17 protein-coding genes are annotated in these 21856 nt (G+C 56.1%); 15 read left to right on the top strand and 2 right to left on the bottom strand.

Annotated features, from left to right (window positions below; translation table 11 throughout):
• Positions 1–80: 80 nt before the first annotated feature.
• Both U6037_RS08750 and U6037_RS08745 read left to right on the top strand, forming a co-directional pair.
• Entirely contained in the window at positions 81–1034 is a 954-nt protein-coding gene (locus U6037_RS08750) for an alpha/beta hydrolase (RefSeq protein ID WP_322846449.1), read from the top strand.
• Between the two features lie 99 nt (positions 1035–1133).
• The gene (locus tag U6037_RS08745) at positions 1134–1925 is read left to right on the top strand and encodes a hypothetical protein (protein ID WP_322846448.1); all 792 of its coding nucleotides are present in this window, start codon (positions 1134–1136) and stop codon (positions 1923–1925) included.
• 93 nt (positions 1926–2018) lie between these two features.
• Here the strand turns inward: U6037_RS08745 and prmB are convergent, their stop codons facing one another.
• Positions 2019–2927 (bottom strand): 50S ribosomal protein L3 N(5)-glutamine methyltransferase, encoded by a 909-nt coding sequence (prmB, locus tag U6037_RS08740; RefSeq protein ID WP_322846447.1) that lies wholly within the window; start codon positions 2925–2927, stop codon positions 2019–2021.
• 239 nt (positions 2928–3166) lie between these two features.
• Between prmB and U6037_RS08735 the strand changes: the two genes are divergently transcribed.
• From U6037_RS08735 to U6037_RS08715, 5 genes are all read left to right on the top strand, one after another.
• A complete protein-coding gene (locus U6037_RS08735) occupies positions 3167–3757 on the top strand; it encodes a cysteine hydrolase family protein (RefSeq protein WP_007914026.1) in 591 nt (196 codons plus the stop codon).
• Positions 3758–3887: 130 nt separating this feature from the next.
• Positions 3888–4208, top strand: coding sequence for a hypothetical protein (locus U6037_RS08730; RefSeq protein ID WP_007914024.1), 321 nt, complete (start codon positions 3888–3890; stop codon positions 4206–4208).
• 74 nt (positions 4209–4282) lie between these two features.
• Positions 4283–4840, top strand: a complete 558-nt coding sequence (locus U6037_RS08725) for a Smr/MutS family protein (RefSeq protein ID WP_122605431.1) — start codon at positions 4283–4285, stop codon at positions 4838–4840.
• 77 nt (positions 4841–4917) lie between these two features.
• Positions 4918–5463: a GTP cyclohydrolase I FolE gene (gene folE, locus U6037_RS08720; protein ID WP_003204506.1), complete on the top strand. Its 546-nt coding sequence runs from the start codon at positions 4918–4920 to the stop codon at positions 5461–5463.
• Positions 5464–5566: 103 nt separating this feature from the next.
• Positions 5567–5938, top strand: coding sequence for a glutaredoxin family protein (locus U6037_RS08715; protein ID WP_322846446.1), 372 nt, complete (start codon positions 5567–5569; stop codon positions 5936–5938).
• A 167-nt stretch (positions 5939–6105) separates the two neighbouring features.
• Here the strand turns inward: U6037_RS08715 and U6037_RS08710 are convergent, their stop codons facing one another.
• Positions 6106–7272 (bottom strand): PLP-dependent aminotransferase family protein, encoded by a 1167-nt coding sequence (locus tag U6037_RS08710; RefSeq protein WP_322846445.1) that lies wholly within the window; start codon positions 7270–7272, stop codon positions 6106–6108.
• A gap of 82 nt (positions 7273–7354) precedes the next feature.
• Here U6037_RS08710 and U6037_RS08705 point away from each other — a divergent pair, with 82 nt between their 5' ends.
• The 8 genes from U6037_RS08705 to U6037_RS08670 all read left to right on the top strand — a co-directional run bounded on the left by U6037_RS08705 (position 7355) and on the right by U6037_RS08670 (position 21823).
• Positions 7355–7801, top strand: coding sequence for a MarR family winged helix-turn-helix transcriptional regulator (locus U6037_RS08705; RefSeq protein WP_322846444.1), 447 nt, complete (start codon positions 7355–7357; stop codon positions 7799–7801).
• Positions 7802–8014: 213 nt separating this feature from the next.
• Positions 8015–9364 carry an NCS2 family permease gene (locus tag U6037_RS08700; protein WP_123533277.1) on the top strand — a complete coding sequence of 450 codons (1350 nt, stop codon included), beginning with the start codon at positions 8015–8017 and terminating at the stop codon, positions 9362–9364.
• A gap of 90 nt (positions 9365–9454) precedes the next feature.
• The gene (locus tag U6037_RS08695; RefSeq protein WP_322846443.1) at positions 9455–10084 is read left to right on the top strand and encodes a LysE family translocator; all 630 of its coding nucleotides are present in this window, start codon (positions 9455–9457) and stop codon (positions 10082–10084) included.
• 244 nt (positions 10085–10328) lie between these two features.
• Positions 10329–13892, top strand: a complete 3564-nt coding sequence (locus tag U6037_RS08690) for a calcium-binding protein (RefSeq protein ID WP_322846442.1) — start codon at positions 10329–10331, stop codon at positions 13890–13892.
• Positions 13893–14067: 175 nt separating this feature from the next.
• The gene (locus U6037_RS08685) at positions 14068–15918 is read left to right on the top strand and encodes a hypothetical protein (RefSeq protein ID WP_322846441.1); all 1851 of its coding nucleotides are present in this window, start codon (positions 14068–14070) and stop codon (positions 15916–15918) included.
• A gap of 221 nt (positions 15919–16139) precedes the next feature.
• Complete coding sequence (locus U6037_RS08680) at positions 16140–17864, top strand: hypothetical protein (protein ID WP_322846440.1); 1725 nt, start codon at positions 16140–16142, stop codon at positions 17862–17864.
• A gap of 265 nt (positions 17865–18129) precedes the next feature.
• Positions 18130–19872, top strand: a complete 1743-nt coding sequence (locus U6037_RS08675; protein WP_322846439.1) for a hypothetical protein — start codon at positions 18130–18132, stop codon at positions 19870–19872.
• A gap of 61 nt (positions 19873–19933) precedes the next feature.
• Entirely contained in the window at positions 19934–21823 is a 1890-nt protein-coding gene (locus tag U6037_RS08670; protein WP_322846438.1) for a hypothetical protein, read from the top strand.
• The last annotated feature ends 33 nt before the right edge of the window (positions 21824–21856 follow it).

Genomic DNA, 21856 nt, shown 5'->3' with positions numbered 1-21856 from the left:
CGCAGGCTAACCGAGTAGTTCATCCTCGAACCTTAGTGGTGCGGGTGAGTCCAACCGGCATCTTGGCGAATGATGGCGTGATGATGCTGCGAGTTTTGATCTTGAGTCTTACCCTCTTTACAGGCTTTGCCCAAGCGACGGTCCTACAACGCCCGGTCACTTTGGATACCGGCACTGGCGAACTTTTCGGCTCGCTGCTGCTGCCAAAATCCGACAACCCGGTGCCGGTTGTCCTGATTATTTCTGGCTCGGGTCCTACGGATCGTGACGGAAACAACCCTGACGGCGGACGCAACGATAGCCTCAAGCGTCTGGCCTGGGTGCTGGCCAAACACAACATCGCCAGCGTGCGTTACGACAAGCGCGGGGTGGCCGCGAGCCTGGCAGCGACGCCGGATGAGCGCAATTTGTCGATCGAAGCCTATGCGGCAGACGCGGTAGCGTGGGGGCAGAAGCTCAAGGCCGATCGGCGTTTCGGCAAGTTGATTCTGCTCGGCCACAGCGAAGGCGCACTGATTGCCAGCCTTGCCGCGCCAAAAGTCGATGCGGCGGCGGTGATTTCTCTGTCCGGCAGCGCCCGCCCAGTCGATCAGGTGATCCGCGAACAATTGGCCCGCAGCCTGCCGCCGCCACTGATGCTGCGCAGTAACGAACTGCTCGACAGCCTCAAGGCCGGTCACACCGACGACAATGTGCCACAGCCGTTGCAGGTGATTTTCCGCCCGAGTGTGCAGCCGTATCTGATTTCGCTGTTCCGTCAGGATCCGGCAAAAGCCTTCGCGCAATTGAAGATGCCGGCACTGATTGTTCAGGGCAGCAACGATATCCAGGTGGGCACCGAGGACGCGAAACGCCTCAAAGCCGTCAAACCGGACGCCGAGCTGGTGGTGATCGAAGGCATGAACCACGTCATGCGCATCGTGCACAACGATATGAAGCGGCAATTGGCTTCGTACAAGGATCCGAATTTGCCGCTGGCAGCGGAACTGGGCAGCAAAATCATCGAATTTATTGACGGACTTCGCGCCAGTTGAGCGTTGTTTGCCCTCTAGTCCTGCAAAAAACGGCCGATAAGCCTTTGTCGCCAGCGCAATGGCTGGCGACAAGCAGGGCTTGGACAGGATCTCGCCGTTATGACTGATACCCAGACTTCACCCGACACCACCGCTGAAAAAGACGCACCGCCAGCGGTCGAGCTGCCGTGGGCGGATGTCCACGTCGAGCACCACAAGATGCTCCGCCTGGCCCCGCTGCAGACCGACCGCAACACCGGCGGCCGTCCCTTGCGCTTCGTCGAATTCGGCTATGCCGAGCGCAACAGCAAAGAAAAAAGCCTGATGCGCATGGCGATCAAACTGCCGGGCCAGCGTGTGCGCAAAGAGCAGAATCAGCTGGATGTGTGGGTGGATCACACCACCAAGCGTGTGCACTTCGGCCCGGACAGCGGCCTGCAAATCGAACCGATGAACCGTGGCATTGGCCGCTATCTGGCCGCGCAGGGCATCAATTGGGCGAAAAAACGCTGGCCCACCTACACCGTCGACGGTATGGACTTGAACAACAAGGACGCGCTCAACGAAGACACACGTCTGCGTCGCGATCACTTTTTGCGGGTGCACGGTTTTGATGTGGTGTACGCCGATGCCCAACATTTGAAGGGCAGCGTCAAGGAAGTACAGGTCGGTGATCTGCTCGGCGACTGGAACAGCGAAAAGCTGCAGATCGTCGAAATTCTTGAAGCGGCGCAGATGCTCCAGCAGGCCGAGCAGAATCTGGCCGAGCAGGAAGTGAAGCTGAAGAAGCAGGAAGAGAAAGTCAGCAAGTTCAAGCGTGAGGACGCGGGGTTGCGCTTTACCATTACCTGTCTGGTGGCGTTTGCGGTGTTTCAGGCGGGGCTGTTGATCTGGATTGCTACGCACCGGTAGATCAAAAGATCGCAGCCTTCGGCAGCTCCTACATTGGAATGCGGTAATCCCTGTAGGAGCTGCCGAAGGCTGCGATCTTTTGCTTTTAACGGGTCAGACGCGGGAAGCGAACAAGGCCTGATGATCGCGGCACTGTTCCGCCGTCAGCATGAACACCCCATGCCCGCCGCGCTCGAATTCGAGCCAGGCGAAATCGACTTCCGGGTACAGCGCGTCAACGTGCACCTGGCTGTTGCCCACTTCAACGATCAACAAGCCCTTCTCGGTCAGATGATCGGCCGCTTCAGCGAGCATGCGTCGAACCAGATTCAGACCATCATCGCCACACGCCAGACCCAGCTCGGGCTCATGCTGATATTCGTCCGGCATGTCGGCGAAATCTTCCGCATCCACGTAAGGCGGGTTCGACACGATCAGGTCGAAGCGCTGACCCGGCAACCCATCAAAACCATCGCCCTGCACGGTGTACACGCGCTCATCGACACCATGACGCTCGATGTTCTGATTGGCCACTTCCAGCGCTTCGAACGACAGATCCGCCAGCACCACTTCGGCATTCTGGAACTCGTAGGCACAGGCGATACCGATGCAACCGGAGCCGGTGCACAGGTCGAGGATGCGCGCAGGTTCGGTGCCGATCCACGGGGCGAAGCGGCTTTCGATCAGCTCGCCAATCGGCGAACGCGGGATCAACACGCGCTCATCGACGATAAACGACATGCCGCAGAACCACGCTTCGCCCAACAGGTAAGCGGTGGGAATGCGCTCTTCGATGCGGCGCTTGAGCAGGCGTTGCAGGTTGACCAGTTCGTCGTCTTCCAGCGCGCAATCGAGGTAGCTGTCGGCAATTTCCCACGGCAGGTGCAACGCTCCCAGCACAAGCTGCCGGGCTTCGTCCCAGGCATTGTCGGTGCCATGGCCGAAAAACAGATCCTCCCCATGGAAGCGGCTGACGGCCCAACGGATATGGTCACGCAGGGTACGAAGTCGGGAAGTGATCACGGGGCAGAACTCCAGAAAAAACGACTGGCGATTCTACCAGCCAAAACGCGTGACGACGACGCAGGAAAATCATCCGGGCGACGGTAGGAGTTTTCTGTTTTTTGCACCGGCTATTGAACAGAACGTGTAACTTGACAAGGCTGCAGGCCAGTAACGACGGTGCCTACGATGGTAGCGATTCACAGAACCGCTCAGCCAGAGGACAATGTCGCAAAAGCCCCACCCCAAGGAGCCCCAGAATGTCCGTTCCAAAAACGATGTTTCAACTCAGCGGTCGCGGTTACGCAGCGGCCACACTGAGCCATGCCACCGTGGTCATCATCGATGCCCAGAAAGAGTACCTCAGTGGCCCGCTGGCCCTGAGCGGCATGGACGCGGCCGTCGCGAACATCAAACAAGTGGTTGCCGCAGCCCGTGCAGCCGGTCGGCCGATCGTGCACGTGCGTCACCTCGGCACCGTCGGTGGCCTGTTCGACCCGCAGGGCGAACGCGGCGAATTCATCCCCGGCCTTGAGCCACAAGGTGATGAAACCATCATTGGCAAACTGCTGCCGAGCGCGTTCCATGGCACCGAGTTGCTCGATCGTCTGCAAAACCTTGGCTCGCTGGATTTGATCGTTTGCGGTTTCATGAGCCACTCCAGCGTCAGCACCACGGTGCGCGCGGCGAAGAACCTCGGTTTCCGTTGCACTCTGGTGGAAGACGCCTGCGCCACTCGCGACTTGCCGTTCAAGGGCCGCGTCCTCAGCGCCGCCGTGGTGCAGGAAGCGGAAATGGCGATCATGGCCGACAACTTCGCCACCCTCGCGTTGACGCAAGACCTGATCTGATCTGCTCGGATGAGCGGCTCAGCGCGCCGCTCATCCGCAAAGTCCTCTCATTTGCCGCAAATGCCATAGCCTCAGGAACAACCCGGTCAACTCCCGGTCGAAGGGCCGATACCCATTGAGGAAGGTCGGAATGAAGTTATCCGATGGATTTGACGCACGCCGCTTGCGGCCCAAAGGCCAAAGCAACTGGCGTTTTCGATTCGGCGCAGCGATCGCCGCCATTCTGGCGACGTTCGGTGTGCTGCTGGCAATGGCCGGGGCGGCCAGCCTGCTCGGGCGCCCACCAGCGCTCGGTGACTTGAACGCCACGCCGATGGGCTCGGCGATCATTCTGGCGGTCGGTTTACTGTTTCTGTATTTCGGTGTTGCCCTGTGGCGCCGCTGCCGCCGTCGCGCACGGCAATCGCGGGAACTGAACATGTCCCCGCACTTGATGAAAAAACACGACTGAATCACCGGCCTGGCTTTTTGCCGGGCCGTTTTGTTTCGACTTGGGTAAACTGGCCGCCCTTCGCGGAGGCTGACATGCAAGACGACGATTTTTCCCTGTTCAAAAGTGCGATCCAAGGCGTCAAGCCGATCAAGCACGACCGCGCCGACACCGGCAAACCCAAGGCTGACCGCGCACAGATTGCCAAGCTGCGTCAGTCGGCCACCGTGCGCACTGACACCGCTACCGTTGATGGTCTGTCCGATCAGTTTGTGATCGACGTCGGCCCGGAAGACGAGTTGATGTGGGCGCGTGACGGCGTGCAGGAAAGTCAGATGCGCAAGCTCAAGGTCGGCCAGATCCCGTTCGAAGGCAGCCTCGACCTGCATGGCATGAGCGTCGAGAAAGCCCGCGAAACCCTCTGGGCCTTTCTCGCTGAAGCGACCAGGTTCGAAATCCGCTGCGTGCGCGTCACCCACGGCAAGGCTGTGCGCCTGGACGGCAAGCGGCCGATGATCAAAAGCCACGTCAACACCTGGCTGCGTCAACATGCGCAGGTCCTGGGTTTCTGCTCATGCCAGGCCAAACACGGCGGGGCCGGTGCGGTTTACGTGATGCTTAAACGCACCATGATGGAAGGTCGCGACGAATAATCCCGTTACACCGAACTTGCAGGGTTGTGTCCGCCACCGTACCCTTGCCCTTTGCGAAAATCCCCACAGGTAGTTTCATGTCCCTGGAACAGAATTACACCGCGATTCTCGGCCAATTGGGCGAGGACGTTTCCCGCGAGGGCCTGCTCGACACGCCAAAGCGTGCCGCCAAAGCCATGCAGTACCTCTGCCGCGGTTATGAACAGACGCTCGAAGAGGTCACCAACGGTGCCCTGTTCAGCTCCGACAACAGCGAAATGGTGCTGGTCAAGGACATCGAGTTGTACTCGTTGTGCGAGCACCACCTGCTGCCGTTCATCGGCAAGGCGCACGTTGCGTACATCCCGAGCGGCAAAGTGCTGGGCCTGTCGAAAGTCGCGCGGATCGTTGATATGTACGCCCGCCGTCTGCAGATTCAGGAAAACCTCAGCCGTCAGATCGCCGATGCTGTGCAACAAGTCACCGGCGCGCTGGGCGTTGCCGTGGTGATCGAGGCCAAGCACATGTGCATGATGATGCGCGGTGTCGAGAAACAGAATTCGTCGATGATCACCTCGGTGATGCTCGGTGAGTTCCGTGAAAACGCAGCGACCCGCAGCGAGTTTCTCAGCCTCATCAAGTAATTTGCAGCACGAAGAAAACCGGCATTCATCGCCGGTTTTTTTTCGTCCGTGAAAAATCGGGTAAGCTGCGCGCCTTTCTCAATCTGCACCGTGAGGCTTCAACGTGTTCGTCAAAGCGCTTCGTGTCGGCCTCGGCCAACTGGTTATCTTCATCGACTTCATCACCCGTCCGGGCAAGAAAAAACGCCCCGCCGCTGCTCAGGCGCAAGTGGATGCTGCCGCGAAAGATCTGACTTTGTATCAGTTCCACGCTTGCCCGTTCTGCGTGAAAACCCGCCGCACCTTGCGTCGTTTGAATGTGCCGGTGACGCTGAAGGATGCGAAGAACAACGAGCAGGATCGTCAGGCCCTGCTGGATCAGGGTGGCCGGATCAAGGTGCCTTGCCTGCGCATTGAAGAGAATGGCCAGACCACCTGGATGTACGAGTCCAAGGTGATTATTGATTATCTGGATAAGCGATTTGCGACGGTCTGATGATTATGTGGTGATGCTGATGGCCTCATCGCTGGCAAGCCAGCTCCCACAGGTTTTGTGAACGCCACAGATCACTGTGGGAGCTGGCTTGCCAGCGATGAAGCTCTCTCAGCCACTGTAAATCCCAGACAAAAACAAACCGGCCCTTGAGCCGGTTTTTTTGCTTTTCAGGCCGCTTTTTCCAGCTGCGCCTGGCGCACCACCGCCGCCAGTCGCTTCAAACCTTCATCCAACCGCGCCGGATCGATGTGGCTGAAATTCAGACGCAAATGTCCGTAATGATTTTCCGGTTCCGGAAAAAACGGCTCCCCCGGCATGAACGCCACGTCATTGGCCAACGCCTCATTGAGCAACGTTCGCGTATCCAGCGGTTGCTTGAGCGTCAGCCAGAAAAACAGCCCGCCTTGCGGCGTATTCCAATCCGCCAGATCAGAAAAATGCGTTTCCAGCGCCGCTTGAAAGGCATCGCGCCGCTGCCGATAAAACCCACGCAATTCGCTCAAATGCTGTTGATATTGCTCAGTGCCGATCCATTGCAGCGCCTGCCACTGCCCAATGCGGTTAGTGTGCAGATCCGCCGATTGCTTGAGCTTGAGCAGGTGCGGAAACAGGTCCGGGCTGGCAATCAGATAGCCAACACGCAGACCAGGCAGCAAAGTTTTCGACACGGTGCCGGTGTAGATCCAGCTGGATTTCTTCAGGCGCCCGGCAATCGGTTTGGCGCTGCCGCCATCGAACGTCAGTTCACGGTAAGGCTCATCTTCGATCAGCGTGACGCCAAACTCGTCAAGCAAAGCCGCTACCGCTGCACGTTTTTCTTCGCTATAGCGCACGGCGGACGGGTTCTGGAATGTTGGAATCAGATAGATGAACGCTGGACGATGCTGCTCCAGTCGCTCGCGCAATTGCGCCAGATTCAGGCCGTCGGACTCCTGCGCCACGGTCAGGCAATCGGCGCCGAACAGCTGAAAAATCTGCAACGCAGCCAGATAGGTCGGCGCCTCCAACAGAATCTCGGTGCCCTTGTCGATGTACAACTTGGCCGCCAGATCGAGGGTTTGTTGCGAACCGCTGACCACCAATACCTGACTCGCCGCGCATTCCAGCCCGAGCGCCCTCGCCTCCGCCGCCAACGCTTCGCGCAATGCCGGCTCGCCTTCACTCATGCCGTATTGGCCGAGCGCCAGCGGCATGTCGGCCCACTCGACCTTGGGCAGCATGGCTTCGGCCGGCAAACCGCCTGCGAACGACATGACCTCCGGACGCTGAGCGGCGGCAAGGATTTCACGGATCAAAGAACTTTTAAGGCGCGAGACACGTTCGGAAAAAGCCATGGCGGTCACCGGTAGCAAGGAATGCGAAAAATGAGTCAAACTTATTGACTGAAATTACGACAGCTTGAGCGAGTACGTCAACATGCTTGACCTTAAAAATCCGTCCAGTCAGCAGCAGGCGATGGAAGCGTTTTTCTTCGGCTATCAGGCGTTCACCGCCAAGGCTGACGAAATGCTCGAGCGGCGCGGCCTCTCCCGAGTGCATCAGCGCATTGTGTTTTTCATCGCGCGCTATCCGAATTTGAGTGTGAAGGAATTACTGGAGTTGCTCGGGGTGAGCAAACAGGCGCTGAACATGCCATTGCGGCAGTTGCAGGAAATGCATCTGGTCGACAGCGTGGCGTCGCAAGCTGACAAGCGTAAGCGGCTGCTGGAGCTGACGACCGAGGGGGCGAAATTTGAACAGGCCCTGCGGCGTGAGCAGGTGAAGCTGCTGGAGCGGGTGTTTGCAGAGGCTGGGGAAGCGGCAGTGAATGGCTGGTTGGCGGTGAATCTGGCACTGGGGAAAAGTCAGACGGCTCTCGATTGAGGGGCCCGCACAGGCGATATATCGCTATCGACGGAACTTTCGTAAACAAAACCAAAAACAATATTTGCTTTATTTGTACACAAAAGCATAATCCACAGCGTGCGAGTTCCTGACCGCATGGTCAACAAATTCGCAAGTGCCTCAAAGGGCCGCTGCCACCCCTCATGGGTCCGGCCCTGGAAATAACAATAAAACTCTTGAGGAGTACTCGCTGTGGAAAGCCGCAAATCCGAAGCATCGACGCTGGATCTCTCGCCACCATTACGCACTGGCCTGCTGGAGCGCTTGTTCAAACTCAGCTTGCATGGCACCACGGTGAAGACCGAGCTGATTGCCGGTCTGACAACCTTCATCACCATGGCTTACATCATCTTCGTCAACCCGAACATCATGGCCGATGCCGGGATTGACCACGGTGCAGCCTTCGTCGCCACCTGTATCGCCGCTGCGCTGGGCTGCCTGTTGATGGGCCTATACGCCAACTGGCCAGTGGGTCTGGCGCCGGGCATGGGCCTCAACGCGTTCTTTACCTACACCGTGGTCGGCACCATGGGCTACAACTGGGAAACTGCGCTGGGTGCGGTGTTCGTCTCCGGTGTGCTGTTCATGATCCTGACCTTCTCGCGGATTCGCGAGTGGCTGCTCAACAGCATTCCGGTCAGCCTGCGTTTTGCGATGGGTGCCGGTGTCGGTCTGTTCCTTGGCCTGATCGGTCTGAAAACTGCGGGCATCGTCGTCGATAGCCCGGCAACCCTGATCAAGCTCGGCTCCCTGCGCGAACCTGGCCCGCTGCTCGCCGCCATCTGCTTTCTGATGATTGCGATCCTCAGCTACCACAAAGTCTTCGGCGCGATCCTCATCAGCATCATCACCGTGACCCTCGCCGGTTGGGGCCTGGGCATCGTGCACTACGAAGGAATCATGTCGACTCCGCCAAGCCTTGCGCCGACCTTCATGGCGATGAACGTGGCCGGCGTGTTCAACGTCAGCATGATCAGCGTGGTCCTGGCCTTCCTCTTTGTGCACATGTTTGACACCGCCGGCACCCTGATGGGCGTGGCCCAGCGCGCCAATCTGGTCAACGCTGACGGCCGTATCGAAAACCTCTCCCGCGCCATGAAAGCCGACAGTGCTTCCAGCGTTTTCGGCGCCGTAGTCGGTGTTCCACCCGTTACCAGCTATGTGGAAAGTGCTGCCGGCGTCGCCGCTGGTGGTCGGACTGGTCTTACCGCAGTCACCGTAGGTGTGCTATTTATAGCGGCGATGTTTTTCGCACCGCTGGCTGGCATGATTCCCGCTTACGCCACCGCCGGTGCACTGATCTACGTCGCGATGCTGATGATGGGCGGCATGGCCCACATCGAGTGGGACGAAGCCACTGACGCGATCCCGGCCATCGTTACCGCGATCATGATGCCGCTGACCTTTTCGGTCGCCGACGGTATCGCGCTGGGCTTCATCACCTATGTGGCGTTGAAGGCCGGGACCGGCAAGTACAAGGAAATTTCCGTGAGCCTGTGGGTGCTCTGCGCGATCTTCATCGCCAAGTTCATCTTCTTGTAAGCGTTACGCGGTTCAAGCGTCAAAACGGCCTCACCCTCGCGGGTGGGGCTTTTGCACATTCTTGAGTACAACAAAAAAAGGAGGAAAGTGATGAGTCTGGAAACCTGGCTGCTGTTCAGCGGTGCTGCGCTGGTGGTGATTCTGATTCCGGGACCACTGTCGTTGTTGATGATCAGCAACAGTCTTAATTATGGTTTGCGCCGCTCGTATCCGGCATTTCTCGGCGGCGTATTTGCCTCGATCTGCTTGCTCAGTGCTTCGGCGCTGGGGCTGGGTGCCTTATTACTGGCGTCGGAGCAACTGTTCAGTGCCCTGAAAATCGTCGGCGGCCTGTATCTGTTCTATCTCGCCTGGCAGAGCTGGCAGCAATCGCGCCAGCCTTCGGTAGGCGCCGTCGTGCCACAAGCGGCAGCCGTTCCACGTTTTCGCGCACTGTTCGGCCGCGCTTTCGTACTCGGCGCGAGTAACCCGAAAGACATCCTGTTTTTTGCCGCCTTCCTGCCGCAATTCCTCAGCGCCGAACAGCCGTTTCTGCCGCAATTACTGATGATGATCGCCACCTGGACCCTGCTGGACCTGCTGTGCAAATTGGCCTACGGACTGGGTGCCCACGGCGCAGCGCGTTATCTGCGCAGTGGCAAAGGCCAGAGCTGGTTCAACCGGATCAGTGCCGGGCTGTTCGGCGGCGCAGGGGCTGCGTCGTTGCTCAGTAGCCATTGAGTGGTTTTTATCGTTACTTCACTGACTGAGCGTTAGTTATCCCCAGCCATTCTGACTTGGAACAGTCCACTCAGAATGGCTTTCTCGGCAACCATTCGTGTTGCCGATTGTTAATCCCTTCCGGCGATTAATTCATCCCTTCATATGCAATACATCGCAACAACACGTTTATGTACAACCTTTGAAAGGCAACCGTACTATCGCGTCTCGTTTTAACAACAACCGCCTGAACAAGGAAGTTCAAATGGCCACCCTGATACGCAAAGCCTCAACTGAAAACATTCCAGTAAGCCCCGACCCGATAACGATCAAGGATCCGGTGATCATTACGGACATGAACTTTGAAGCCAATGAACGCAATGCTTCCACCCTTGACTTTTATAACGATGCCAAGACAGACACGGACGTGCAGAGCCGCCGAAAAACAGATCAATTGAATGTTGTCGACAGTTTGTTTGGCCCCATTCAGATAGGCGAAATCTCGGTAACACGTGTGTCCCTGGATGCACTGGGCGCGACGATTGACGGTCAACCCTTAAACGGGAGAAACACATTCTTCAGGGTTCCAAAACGATCCTTTATCAACTCGCTACAGTTCAGCGCTATTGATATCGAGCGTCACTTAAAGGCGTCGACTGGCTCCGACAGTTACCTGTTGTCAACGCTGCTTTTCGAAATGGCCAGTCGACGGCCATTGACCGCACCGTCGATGATCAAAGAACATCCGGATGCCGTTACTGATCCAGGCAACTACCGCAGCAAACTTGTAAAGTTATTAAACTCCGCACAAAAGCTCGATTTGGGTCATGCCAATCTGCCAAAAGGCAATCCCCGCTGGGTATCGTTAAAGAGCTACACAACCCTAGGCTCAAGTGTGGGTATCCAGGCTTTCGGAATATTCATGGGTTTGCGGGGCGTCATCGACGCCATCAAAGTCGACAACAAAGCCGAGATTGCAATCAACAGCGCAGGCATTGCTTCGGAGTTCGCCTCCATCGCGGCGGACGTTGCCGTGAACAAAATCGCCTCTCAAATGCTCACAGCCGGGCAAAACGCATACAAGGATTTTGCTAAAACCCGCTTCGCCCTGCGACTCGGCCGTTCCGGTGGTTTGATCGGCGGAGCACTGACTTTGCCGTTCGATGTGTTCACTGCTATCAGATCGCTCAACGCTGCTGACCGAGCAATCGGTAAAGAAGCCCTCGATCACTACGTGAGTGCAGGCCTGAGTATCACCAGTGCGGCCATGACCGTCATCCTGGGTGCCGCAGCAATGGCGGGGTTTACGGCTGCCGGGCCGGTTGGGCTTGCAGCCGGTGCGATCCTCGCGATCGGCTCACAGGTCTACGGTGCAGTACGAATTGTTGATGACATCGATGATTACATCGAACTCACCCTCGAAGAGCGTTGGCGCACAGGATGGTTTTCGTTCTGCATGGCGAGTCCAGATCAGGATGTTCAGGATCGTTATACCCAGGCAAAAGCCAGGGTCGAACACTCGAAACAATTAAAGGAAACGGCCAGGAGACTGCTGGACGGTAAATTGAAGGACGTCACTGAAGCCATCGTGAATGGCAAATTTGAAGTTCATCTCAAGCCCACGCAAGTCTGGAAGCGTAATTGGTGGACCAAACAAGATGCCTGGGAAACGGTAAACGTTCCCGAGATAAAGGGCAGCGATGACACCATTGACGCCCGCGACGGGGTGAACAAGGACATCCCTGGCGCGGAACTGGGAGTGGCCGCAGAGAACAAGAGTGTCCTGTGGTTTATCAGTAATGGTCGTGACTCGATCAAGGGCGTTGAAAACAAATCGAACGCCTTCCATTACCGCTCAGGAAGAAAGGAGCTGACCGGCGGCAAGAAGGACGACCGATTCGTCTTCGAGGGCGCGGCAGATCTGATCAATAAAGACGCTGATGTTACGGAATACTCAAAGTTGAAAGGTGGCGAAGGCACCGACACGCTGGTGCTGAGCGGACGTTACGTCAAAGGCCATAAACATAAACCTGGCTATGACATCGATTTGCCGGCAGGCACGCTGCACGCGAGAAAAGCGGTACCTCCGACCGAAGACGGCACAGACTATGTATTCCACAGCCTTATAGAAAGCATCGAAAATATAGAAACCGTGGAGGGTGCTGCCAGCGTTGTGACAGGCACTGAACAAAGCAACATCATCAAATCACACGGCGAGGACACGATAAAAGCCGGGGCCGGAAACGACCAGATCCATCTGCTGCACGAAGGCGCGACGGCGTCGGGCGAAGCCGGTGCCGACGAATACTACATTGCCCACGAAGCAGGTCGTATCTCCGTCATCGAAGACGGTGAACAAGAGAGTTTTATTGTTTTGAACTGGAGAATGGATCTGATCGAGAGTTGGGTGATCGAAAACAACTCGCTGATCATCACCTCAAGATTCGACTTTTACGACAGGCCCAGAAGCGTGGTAACCATCCACGATGTCTACAAACAAAACGAAAAAGAGTGCCACCTGAAGAACAGCAAGTTGACCTTTATTACCAAGGACGGCTTCTTTCTGGTGCCTGAACTGTCTGAGAAAATAGACAGCGGAAAAACTATCGATGTTGAAGCCACGATCATAAAAAAGGGACAAGCACCGAAACCGCTCATCCTCTATACCCCCGAGTGCATGATTTTGCATAAAAGCGATGCGCGTTACTACCTGCCACGCTCCGGACAAAGCACCACAATCCATTCAGGGGATCGTGCCGACGCCGTCACCAGCCTGCACCTGGATTACGCCAGCCATGAATTGAGCAAAGTCGAAGCACACTTTTTTGCAAGGCAGTCGGACAAGGCCAATAGTAATGAGCTACTCGCGGGGTGTGACCTCACCTATCACTTTGGCGAAAAAACACTGACATTGAAAAATTTTTCCGCTGCAGGAGGCGGCTTGGATCCTCGGAACATGGTCAAGATCCTGCGAACCATGGCTGTTCGCGACTATCTTAAATTTGTTCTTATATTCAATGATGGAGTCGCTCTGAACGCCGGACTTCGCCCGGAAACAGATGTCGCCCCTGACGATGATAACTATGAGAGGTACTCTTTCAGGCGCTGGACAACACAATTCAACTTGCCATTGAAATTTCGAACGGGTCAATTCCTCTATGAACTGCCCACTAACGAAGCCTACAAGCTGAGCGCGAAAAACGGCTGCGCGACGCTCACGTCTTCACCCGGTCAAACTGCCATGGAAAGTCTGGAAGGTGAAGGTTCCACGTACTTGATCCATCTGGTCGCCGATATGACCATCAAACTCTCGACCCCGGGTGCGTTGGCCAACGCCAACGTCAGACTGCCTTATTCCTCCACATGGGAACTGGATGCGACAACACTGGGCGACGTCGAAATCAAACTGCAAAACAATCAACTGCACATTGGCACCTGCATTATTCATCTGCCCAATTACGAAAGTGAAGACCTGATCGATCAGGTACGCGTTATCAAAGCACATGGCGTCATCCACACGGTCGATCTTTCCTTCGACAGGATCTACCTCGATGGCCTTGACGCTCGGTTCTTCGAAGAGCCCGACGCGACAAAAGCCCTGCCTGAAACCCTGGCCGCGCTGACAGATAAAGTGCTCAAGGTGAGAAATATCGCCTTTACCGACAACTGGCCCGAGGCGATCGACTACAGTTTTCCAGCACACGGCTGGATTTCGCGCACAGACAAATCCCGCATCGAGTATTCAGAGTTACGCGTGACCAACCGCTGCAGTCACCAGGATCCCTACACCTTCACGCCACTTCCCTTGATCAATGTGCCTCCCGCCTGACACTTCACTTGTCAGTCAAGACTGATTGACGCGCGCACTCCGAAGTTGAAATTACCCAACACCTCTTTGAACTTCACTGCTGTGGGAGTCCCGGGGGTGTAAACGAGTGCGCCTGAAAAATGCGGCGAGACGCTTTCGTGCGTCTCGATGTTGAAACCCCTATGAGTTAATCCGTATGGCCAAGCCACCAAAAAAAGTTCCTGTGACAGCAACAGCCGATGCAAACGTTACAACAAGACCCACGACGGCAAGTTCCGGCAGCCACATCCATGGCAGTACTCCTGACGTTTCGTTATCTGGCGCCGATATTTCGACACACGCCTTGGGTTCCGCAGCAGACACAACCACCCGCCAGCCCGCCATTACCGTCAGCGTGCTGCCCGGTCTTGGCCGCGATAACTACAGCGCCGCTCGCAGTACGATTGCCTGGCCGCAAAATCGATTGGGCGAGTTGACGCCGCTTGGGGAAAAAACCGGACTGTTCACCGGACCGGATCAGCGAACCTACGCGCAAATTGGCAGCGAAGGCCGGTTCGTAGTCGAACAGGATCTGCAGGGGAACTACTACGTTCCCCTGACTTTTGCGCCGGGTGTTCCCGGCCCGTTACTGAGTAAAACCGAAGGTCAGGCAAACTGGCACATCCAGCGACCCGGCTGGCAATCAACACAGGACAGGGCGGCGCAAGCGCCCTCCTACCTTCTGCCGGAGGACGCAATCACACTGACCAAAGCCGAACTCTCAACCGACGCAATCCGTTACAACAAGCTCAAACAAACCTTCGTCGATACGGCGGAAGGTACGGTCATGGTGCGCAAAAACAAAGAGGGGGAATATCAGCAAGCCTCTGCGACAACCAGTGACGTGCCCGGGATATTTTTTGAACAGATTCCCGGCACGCTACTCTGGCGCCGAAAAGTTCTGCAAACGCCAAGCCGCGAACATTCTGCATCGCTCGGTTCTCGTCTTGTTCCTGCACCGGATGAGTCACAGCCCGGCCCAAGCAAGCGGCCGCGCCTTCAGCCATCCAGAGATCCGTTACCACCGGCCCCTGTCGAGAGTGGCACGCCTGCCGAACAAACACCGTTTTTCTGGCTACCGTGGGGCTACCTGAACAAGCCACCCATGGTGGAATCCGTTCAGCTCGGCTGGCTTCACTACCCCATCGTACCTAGCGGCTCCAACCCGCAGCCAACCGTGTTTTTCGTCCAACATCCTGAATTTACGCCCTCACGCTTTGAGACTTTTGAGCACATGTTGCAAACAGCGCCCTCATTGCAACCGGTGGCAACGTACCGCATCGGTAGCGATCCGGGAGAAATACATGCAGGAAAACGCTTTTTTGAAGAACCGCTGTCGCAATCCGTTGCCAATACATTCCCCGACTTTTCTGACGCCACCGCACGGACCGTCGCCCGACGATTGTTCGAACTCGCGGATAACTCCCCGGTGATCACCGGAACGGGACTGGTCAACATTCAAGCAGTCCTGCATCAGTGGAAACAAAGCCCCTTCCCGACGACACCCGCGTATGCAGACCCGCTGAACATGCTCGCGGTGGCACCCTCCATTGATGTCGGAGGAAAGAAACTCATCCCGATGCCTTCCCAGGTCGACAGCGAACTGCAACGGCTCACCTTCGACCCACAGCGCTTTGCCGTCGAGTGGAATCACTACAAGACTTATCCGACAGATCTGAACCTCAGAAGGCTACTCGGCGCCCTGTTGATTCGCAGCGGCTACGACCTCTTCCCGCTGACTCATGAACATCGCATGCCCACACTGGTGTTCAAACGAGCCAACCAAGAGCAGGTTTATTTTCTGAAACTGGGGGCGGTGGAACAGGTCGGCCTGTCCCACACCCCGGGTAATGAGCTGGTCGACCCGAACCTGCAAGAGAGAATTGGCAAGGACGCATTTCTCGCGCTCATGAGTTCTCACGCCCGCAACAAAGTGGTGTGGTTGATAGGCGGCGTGCTGAAGGTCGATTCGAATCCGGATTCGGTGTTCATTATCAGGGAGCGCTGATCATTGAAACTCTCGCAGGCGCCACCTGCGGGAGTTGGCGCGTTTGAGGAGTGCGCAACATCGTGCACCAATTGCGGGTTGCTCAAGACATATGTACCGCACCGGGCCGCGATCTTTGACTGACCATTGCCCTTCGAAATCAGTGGCCAGGCCCAGCGCAATTGCGACCTGTTCATCTGCTCCTCTAAATCGAATGAATCAGCACTCCACGGAGTCATCCAATGGCTAAACCACCCAAGAAGATCACGCGCCCGCTTTCACCCGACTCGTCCGTGACTTCGACCGACCCTTTACAGAATCCGCTGGGAATTTCTCCCGACGATGTGGCACATCCTGGTGGCGACGCTACCCACATCAACCCGGCGCCAGGAGCCTCTTCTACACATCCCGGGCTGGCTACAATCGAACCACAGCCCACCGTCACCATCCACCACCGGCCCGCTGCAACCGTCGAGCGGCCCACTGTCATCATCCACCACCTTCCTGAGGGGGCAGGCACATCGCGCGCTGCAAGCTGGGTTTCCCGGCACTTCGCAGAAAACCAGCCTGCAGCCAGCGCAGGCACAGCCACCCGACAACGAGTGCTCCACCCTGTTTTTATCGATCCCGAATCGGCCGTGAAACTCAAGAGCAAACCCAGCACCGAAGACGGATTACGCTATGACAAACACAAAAAAGCATATGTCGAAATGTCTGCCGGAATGGTCATGGTGGGTAAAACCCCCGACGGCTGGCGACAGACCCACAGCGGCGAATCAACCCCAACCGGTGAATGGGTTGAACAGATTCCAGGTTCCAGGCTTTGGCGTGAAATCGACGCACCACGACAAGGCGCGCAATCTGATTCGGTATCCGTCGAAGCGACGGATGCCACACCAGGTCCGAGCAAACGCCCACGCCTGGACGAACAATCCAATGTGACGATCGATGCAAGCACGCTGGTAGAGAATATTTTCCTGCAGCAGAACGTCGCACTGGATCTGTCCACAGGGCAATGGAAAAACTGGGGGAAAACCACAAAGCCGGAATCAGGTGAGTCGATCGAAATAGACGGACTGCACTACCCGATCGTCAAACAAGGGGTGCAAGCCGATACCGGTCTGGTCTATTTGCAGCACCCGGGATTTTCGCCGGATAGCTTTGACACCTTCGAACACATGTTACGTCATGAACCTTCGCGCCAGCCAAAATGGGCGCTGAAACGCGAAGGGCAATGGAAGGTACTGGATACCCACCCGCCATTCGAAATGCCCACAACCGCATATGTTTCTACCGCGTTCCGCTCTCTGTCGGATCACTCGACAAACCTCCTCGCCAGGGCTGTATTCGATCGAGTCGCTTTGCCTCAGGGAGTGACCGCGCATGGACTTTCGGTGATGGCGCTGACATTTCGTCACTGGATAGATCGGGTGAGTAACGAAGCCCCCATGCACAGCTTGTCGGACCCATTGGTAATGCTTCCAAAATTGCCAACGTCGCACGGCAGCGTTGCCGACGGCGGATTACTCACCTTGCCTTCCTACACCTCAAACCAGTTGCAGCGTCTGGATTTCGATCCAAAACGATTCCCTCTGGAATGGCTCACTTACGCAGCGCAGCCCACTGCAGCCAGCCTGCGCGTGTTACTCACGAGCATCCTGCAGCACAGCGGTTACAGCATCAATAACACGCCGCGCCAGCTTCGAGAAAACGCGTTGATCTTTCATCGTGAAGGCGTTGCCGCAGTATTCGTACTGAAGCTGCCGCCCATCACGGGAAATCATATTCCTCGGTACACCGCACCAGGATCCGGCCTCCTCGAACCGGGCTTTTTGAACATGCTCAGCCCGGCGCAAAAACAGCAACTCGGCAGCCTTCTCCCTCATACCGAACTGATCTATCTGGTCGGCGGCATACAACACGTCTCCTCCGACAATCCGACGCTCTTCATCGTGAGAGAAGGCTGAACAACCACCGCGCCCGTCAGCGGATCGTTCGCAAGATTCTGGCTGCTAGCCGCCATCAGAACACCGCTACCTTTCCAACAGCGAGATTGAATTAATGGTCAAACCACCGAAGCGCAGGGTCGGGATTGCTCCCTCCGATACCCCGGACACTACCACTCCCCCTTTACCCGGGGGGGCAGAAAGCAGCCACCCACACCTCGCAAACACCTCTCCAAGGCCTCAGGGCGAGATTACAGCGTCTGCAGACTCTACAGAATTGCCAGGCGTGACACCGCGCCAACCTGCGGTGCAGGTCAACGCAATACCTGAAACTTACCCACTATCAGTTCAGGCGGCTCTTCGATCAATTACCTGGCCTGCCGATCAAGTGCACCTGTTACACCGTCTGGATGCCGACAGCGGACTATTCACCAGCCCCGATGGCAGGTTGTATGCCCATGTTGAAAATGAAGGACACCTGCTGGTCGAACACCTTAGCGATGGGCGGTATCAAATCCCTTTCAGTTTTACACCGCTGCTGCCTGGCCCCTTCCTGACCAAAACAGAACGTCAACCCATCTGGACTTTTGAACGACCCAATTGGCTTGCCCATAGCTCAGAGAGTGACAGACCCAATGCCACTGCAGAGAGCACTGTCTCGGAACAACCGCTTTACCTTGCGCCTAACGATGCGGCCCTGCTCTCCCCGGCGCTGCATTCACCTGACGGAATCCGATATGACAAGCACCGCAAAACCTATATCGATACGCCGGATGGAACGGTCATGGTGCGCAAAAACGCGACCGGCCAGTACGAGCAAACCTCCGCGACAGCTCGCAACATTTCAACTCTATTGTTTGAACAGATTCCGGGGACGAAACTGTGGCGACGCAAAACCAGAGAATCAGCCGATTCAAGGGAAAGTTCGCACCAGGAAAAACGCAAGGCCTCATCTGACAGACCGGAAAACAAGCAGGGCTCGAGCAAACGACCGCACCTGGAAGAAGGCGCAGATACTCACCTGGCGCTTACCCAAAGTTTGCTGTCAGACAATCCTGACGCGATTAACCTGAGTTATAGCCTCTGGCGAAACTGGGGACGCAGTATTCAACCGCCGTTGGGTCAGCACATCGAAATAGACGGACAGTATTACCGGATAGTGCCACAAGACTTGAGTGACAACCCGCGCCTGGTCTATCTGCAACATCCGTTGTTTTCCCCAGCTTTATACGACGCTTTCGAATTCATGCTGCGAGACAACCCGTCTTTGCAGCCGAAGTGGGCAGTTAAAAGAAATAACCAATGGACGGTTCTGGACAACATCGCTCCCCTTGAAATGCCAATCACACAGTACATCGCCAGAACCTTCAAATATCTGTCGGATCAATCCGTCAGTTCCCTGGCCCGGGCGATGTTTAATCAGGCAAACCACTCCGAAATCATTCAGGGCCGTGGGCTGGCGCTTATGACCCAGATATTTCGTTACTGGGGCGACAGGGATCTGCGCAGAGCGTCGCAACGAGAACTGGTTGATCCGCTGTTGATGTTACGCAATCTTGCAACCCGCTCGGCCAGTCCTCGTGAGACCACGCTGGAAATTCCTTCAACACTGGGAGAGGGGCTGATGCGACTGGACCTGGATCCTGGTCGTTTCCCTCAACACTGGAACGAGTACGCAGCAGAGCCGACAGTGCCCCGCTTGCGCTGGCTGTTCAGCAACGTGCTGGAAGATGACGGGTACGTGATAGACCTCATGGACGCCGCACTCTGGAAGGACGGACTACTGTTTCATCGGGAAAAAATCGATTACATGTTTATGCTGAAACTGCCTTCCATTATCAACGGCAGAATTCAGCGCTCTCCAGACACGGCTTCCGAGCTGAGTCATGCCATGTGGCAACTCCGGGTCGGAGAACAAAAGAAACCACTTTCCACTTATAGGGATGAACAGAAAATCATCTACCTGCTCGGTGGAACTCAAACAGATGCGCTGCGGCAGACAACTTTATTTATTGTCAGGGATAAATAGTCGACGGCTCCACAAAATTAACTGTATTGATTTTTTAGAGCACCCTCTAGAGATAACTCCAATGGTTAAACCGCCCAAAACAACCACACATTCTATTTCGTCGGAAATAGCGAGCAGAGTCGACTCCGACAGTGTTTCAAGTAACCGCGTACTGCCCAGCAACATCGACACACCGGCACCGGCATCGCATCGATTACCCGACACTCCCAATCCCGCTGAACCACAGCTTGATGCCATTAACGAGCCGCATGTCGTCATGAGCTACATAACGGACCCGATCATTACGCAAGCGAATGCCAGACTGGCGGAGATCACCCTTCCCGGACTACAGACTCATCTCTTGAAGCCGCACGAATCTGTCGACGGTTTGTACATAAACGTAGACGGTCAGACCTATGCACAGCTTGAAGAAGGTGGTCATTACCGAGTCGAACCCAATTCAGCCGGCGAGTACCAGATACCCTGGCCTGTAGCGCCGGGAGTAACGCCTCCAATCGTGAAAAAAGTGCAGGGGCAAGCCCATTGGCGCATCGAAGCGCCGTGGTACGTGGCCCAGGCGGCCCAGGTAAATTTGTCAATGTCGCTGATGAATGCCGAGCAGCCGCATGCGGCTATTTTTATCGATCCGAACCTGGCCACTCTACTTCCGGCTGCCAATCAATCCCGGGACGGAATCCGCCAGGGGCCGCGCGGAAAAATCTATGTCGATATCGCCAATGGCACCATCATGGTTCGCAGAAACGACCAGGGCGAATACAAACTGGCCTCTGCAACAACTACCAAAGTGCCTGATATAACGGTCGAACAGATTCCTGGACAATTCGTCTGGCGCCGCAAATCACAGCCCTTCACAGGTACGCAACAAGATCCGCAGCCCGGTAGTTCCCGCGCCCTCGGCCAGGCAGAAGATTCAGGACCTGGCCCGACTAAACGTGCGCGCCTGCCGGCGGACAGCGCATTGCTCACTCCAGACGTTCCCGTACGGCACAATGACGAGTGGAAAACCTGGGGCAGTGCGACAAAACCGCTTGTCGGTGACTCCATCGAAATCGACGCTCAGCACTTTCCCGTACTCCCCCAACCGAACCTTGCCGGTGACTCACTGGCGTTTATTAAACCCCCGCAGTTTTCCTCCTTACGCTTCGATGCTTTCGAGCACATGATGCTCACCAGTCCCGAGTTACAACCCCGGGGGGTGGTGAAACTGGCGGAGCCGTGGGCAGGCCATACCGGTGATACATGGAGAATCATCGACGGTCTGCCATTTTCGAAATGCCTGACTCAGTACGTCAGCGATCAGTTCCCCTATCTTGCGTATCACTCCGCCAACAAGGTGGCGCGGGAAATATTCAATCGAGCTAACTACGCCGAGGAACTGAACGGTCCCGGGACGCATGCGCTGTTCGAAACAATCAAGTACTGGGAAAAACGCGCCACATCAATTGACGAAAAAAGAACCGTGCGTCAGGACTTGAGCGACCCCTTGATGCTGCTTACTCCGCTTCCTGTAGACGTGAACGGCTACATTCATATGCCGCCACCGTCCGCCGACGGCCTGCAAAGAATCGATTTCAATCCGCAGTTGTTTTTTGGCTCGCGCCATCAGGTCAATCGGCAATCAGCGCGAGATCTGTTCATCGGTATTCTTGGAGGGCATGGTTATCGTGTTTCTCGTAATTTTCGCCATATCGCAGGGGACGCGCTACTGATCCAGCGAACAGGCGTCGACACTGTATTCATCATGTTCCTTGACAAACTTCACTATGACACCACGGTTTCTACGGACCCAACTATATGGCTCAAGAAAAGAGCCCTCATCAACAAGATCGAGCCTTCTCATAAAATATTGCTGCAAGACCATCTCGCTATCGACAAGATAATTTACCTGGCTGGCAACAACAAACCCCTGCCATCCGGGGAAAACAACCTGATCATCACCAGAATCAAGTAACACTCGACAAGCAGAAATCAAACAGGCCGCCAG

It is taken from the genome of Pseudomonas sp. B33.4, assembly GCF_034555375.1.
Taxonomy (GTDB): Bacteria; Pseudomonadota; Gammaproteobacteria; order Pseudomonadales; family Pseudomonadaceae; genus Aquipseudomonas.
The sequence above is the reverse complement of the archived record's forward strand: the minus strand, read 5'-3'. Positions and strand labels throughout refer to the sequence as shown.

Bases quoted from the DNA above. Each gene is read 5' to 3' on its own strand.
- U6037_RS08730 (WP_007914024.1), top strand. From the start codon at position 3,888: ATGAAGTTATCCGATGGATTTGACGCACGCCGCTTGCGGCCCAAAGGC.
- U6037_RS08725 (WP_122605431.1), top strand. From the start codon at position 4,283: ATGCAAGACGACGATTTTTCCCTGTTCAAAAGTGCGATCCAAGGCGTC.
- U6037_RS08670 (WP_322846438.1), top strand. From the start codon at position 19,934: ATGGTTAAACCGCCCAAAACAACCACACATTCTATTTCGTCGGAAATA.
- U6037_RS08705 (WP_322846444.1), top strand. From the start codon at position 7,355: ATGCTTGACCTTAAAAATCCGTCCAGTCAGCAGCAGGCGATGGAAGCG.
- U6037_RS08685 (WP_322846441.1), top strand. From the start codon at position 14,068: ATGGCCAAGCCACCAAAAAAAGTTCCTGTGACAGCAACAGCCGATGCA.
- U6037_RS08695 (WP_322846443.1), top strand. From the start codon at position 9,455: ATGAGTCTGGAAACCTGGCTGCTGTTCAGCGGTGCTGCGCTGGTGGTG.
- U6037_RS08745 (WP_322846448.1), top strand. From the start codon at position 1,134: ATGACTGATACCCAGACTTCACCCGACACCACCGCTGAAAAAGACGCA.
- U6037_RS08735 (WP_007914026.1), top strand. From the start codon at position 3,167: ATGTCCGTTCCAAAAACGATGTTTCAACTCAGCGGTCGCGGTTACGCA.
- U6037_RS08750 (WP_322846449.1), top strand. From the start codon at position 81: ATGATGCTGCGAGTTTTGATCTTGAGTCTTACCCTCTTTACAGGCTTT.
- U6037_RS08680 (WP_322846440.1), top strand. From the start codon at position 16,140: ATGGCTAAACCACCCAAGAAGATCACGCGCCCGCTTTCACCCGACTCG.
- U6037_RS08710 (WP_322846445.1), bottom strand. From the start codon at position 7,272: ATGGCTTTTTCCGAACGTGTCTCGCGCCTTAAAAGTTCTTTGATCCGT.
- folE (WP_003204506.1), top strand. From the start codon at position 4,918: ATGTCCCTGGAACAGAATTACACCGCGATTCTCGGCCAATTGGGCGAG.
- U6037_RS08690 (WP_322846442.1), top strand. From the start codon at position 10,329: ATGGCCACCCTGATACGCAAAGCCTCAACTGAAAACATTCCAGTAAGC.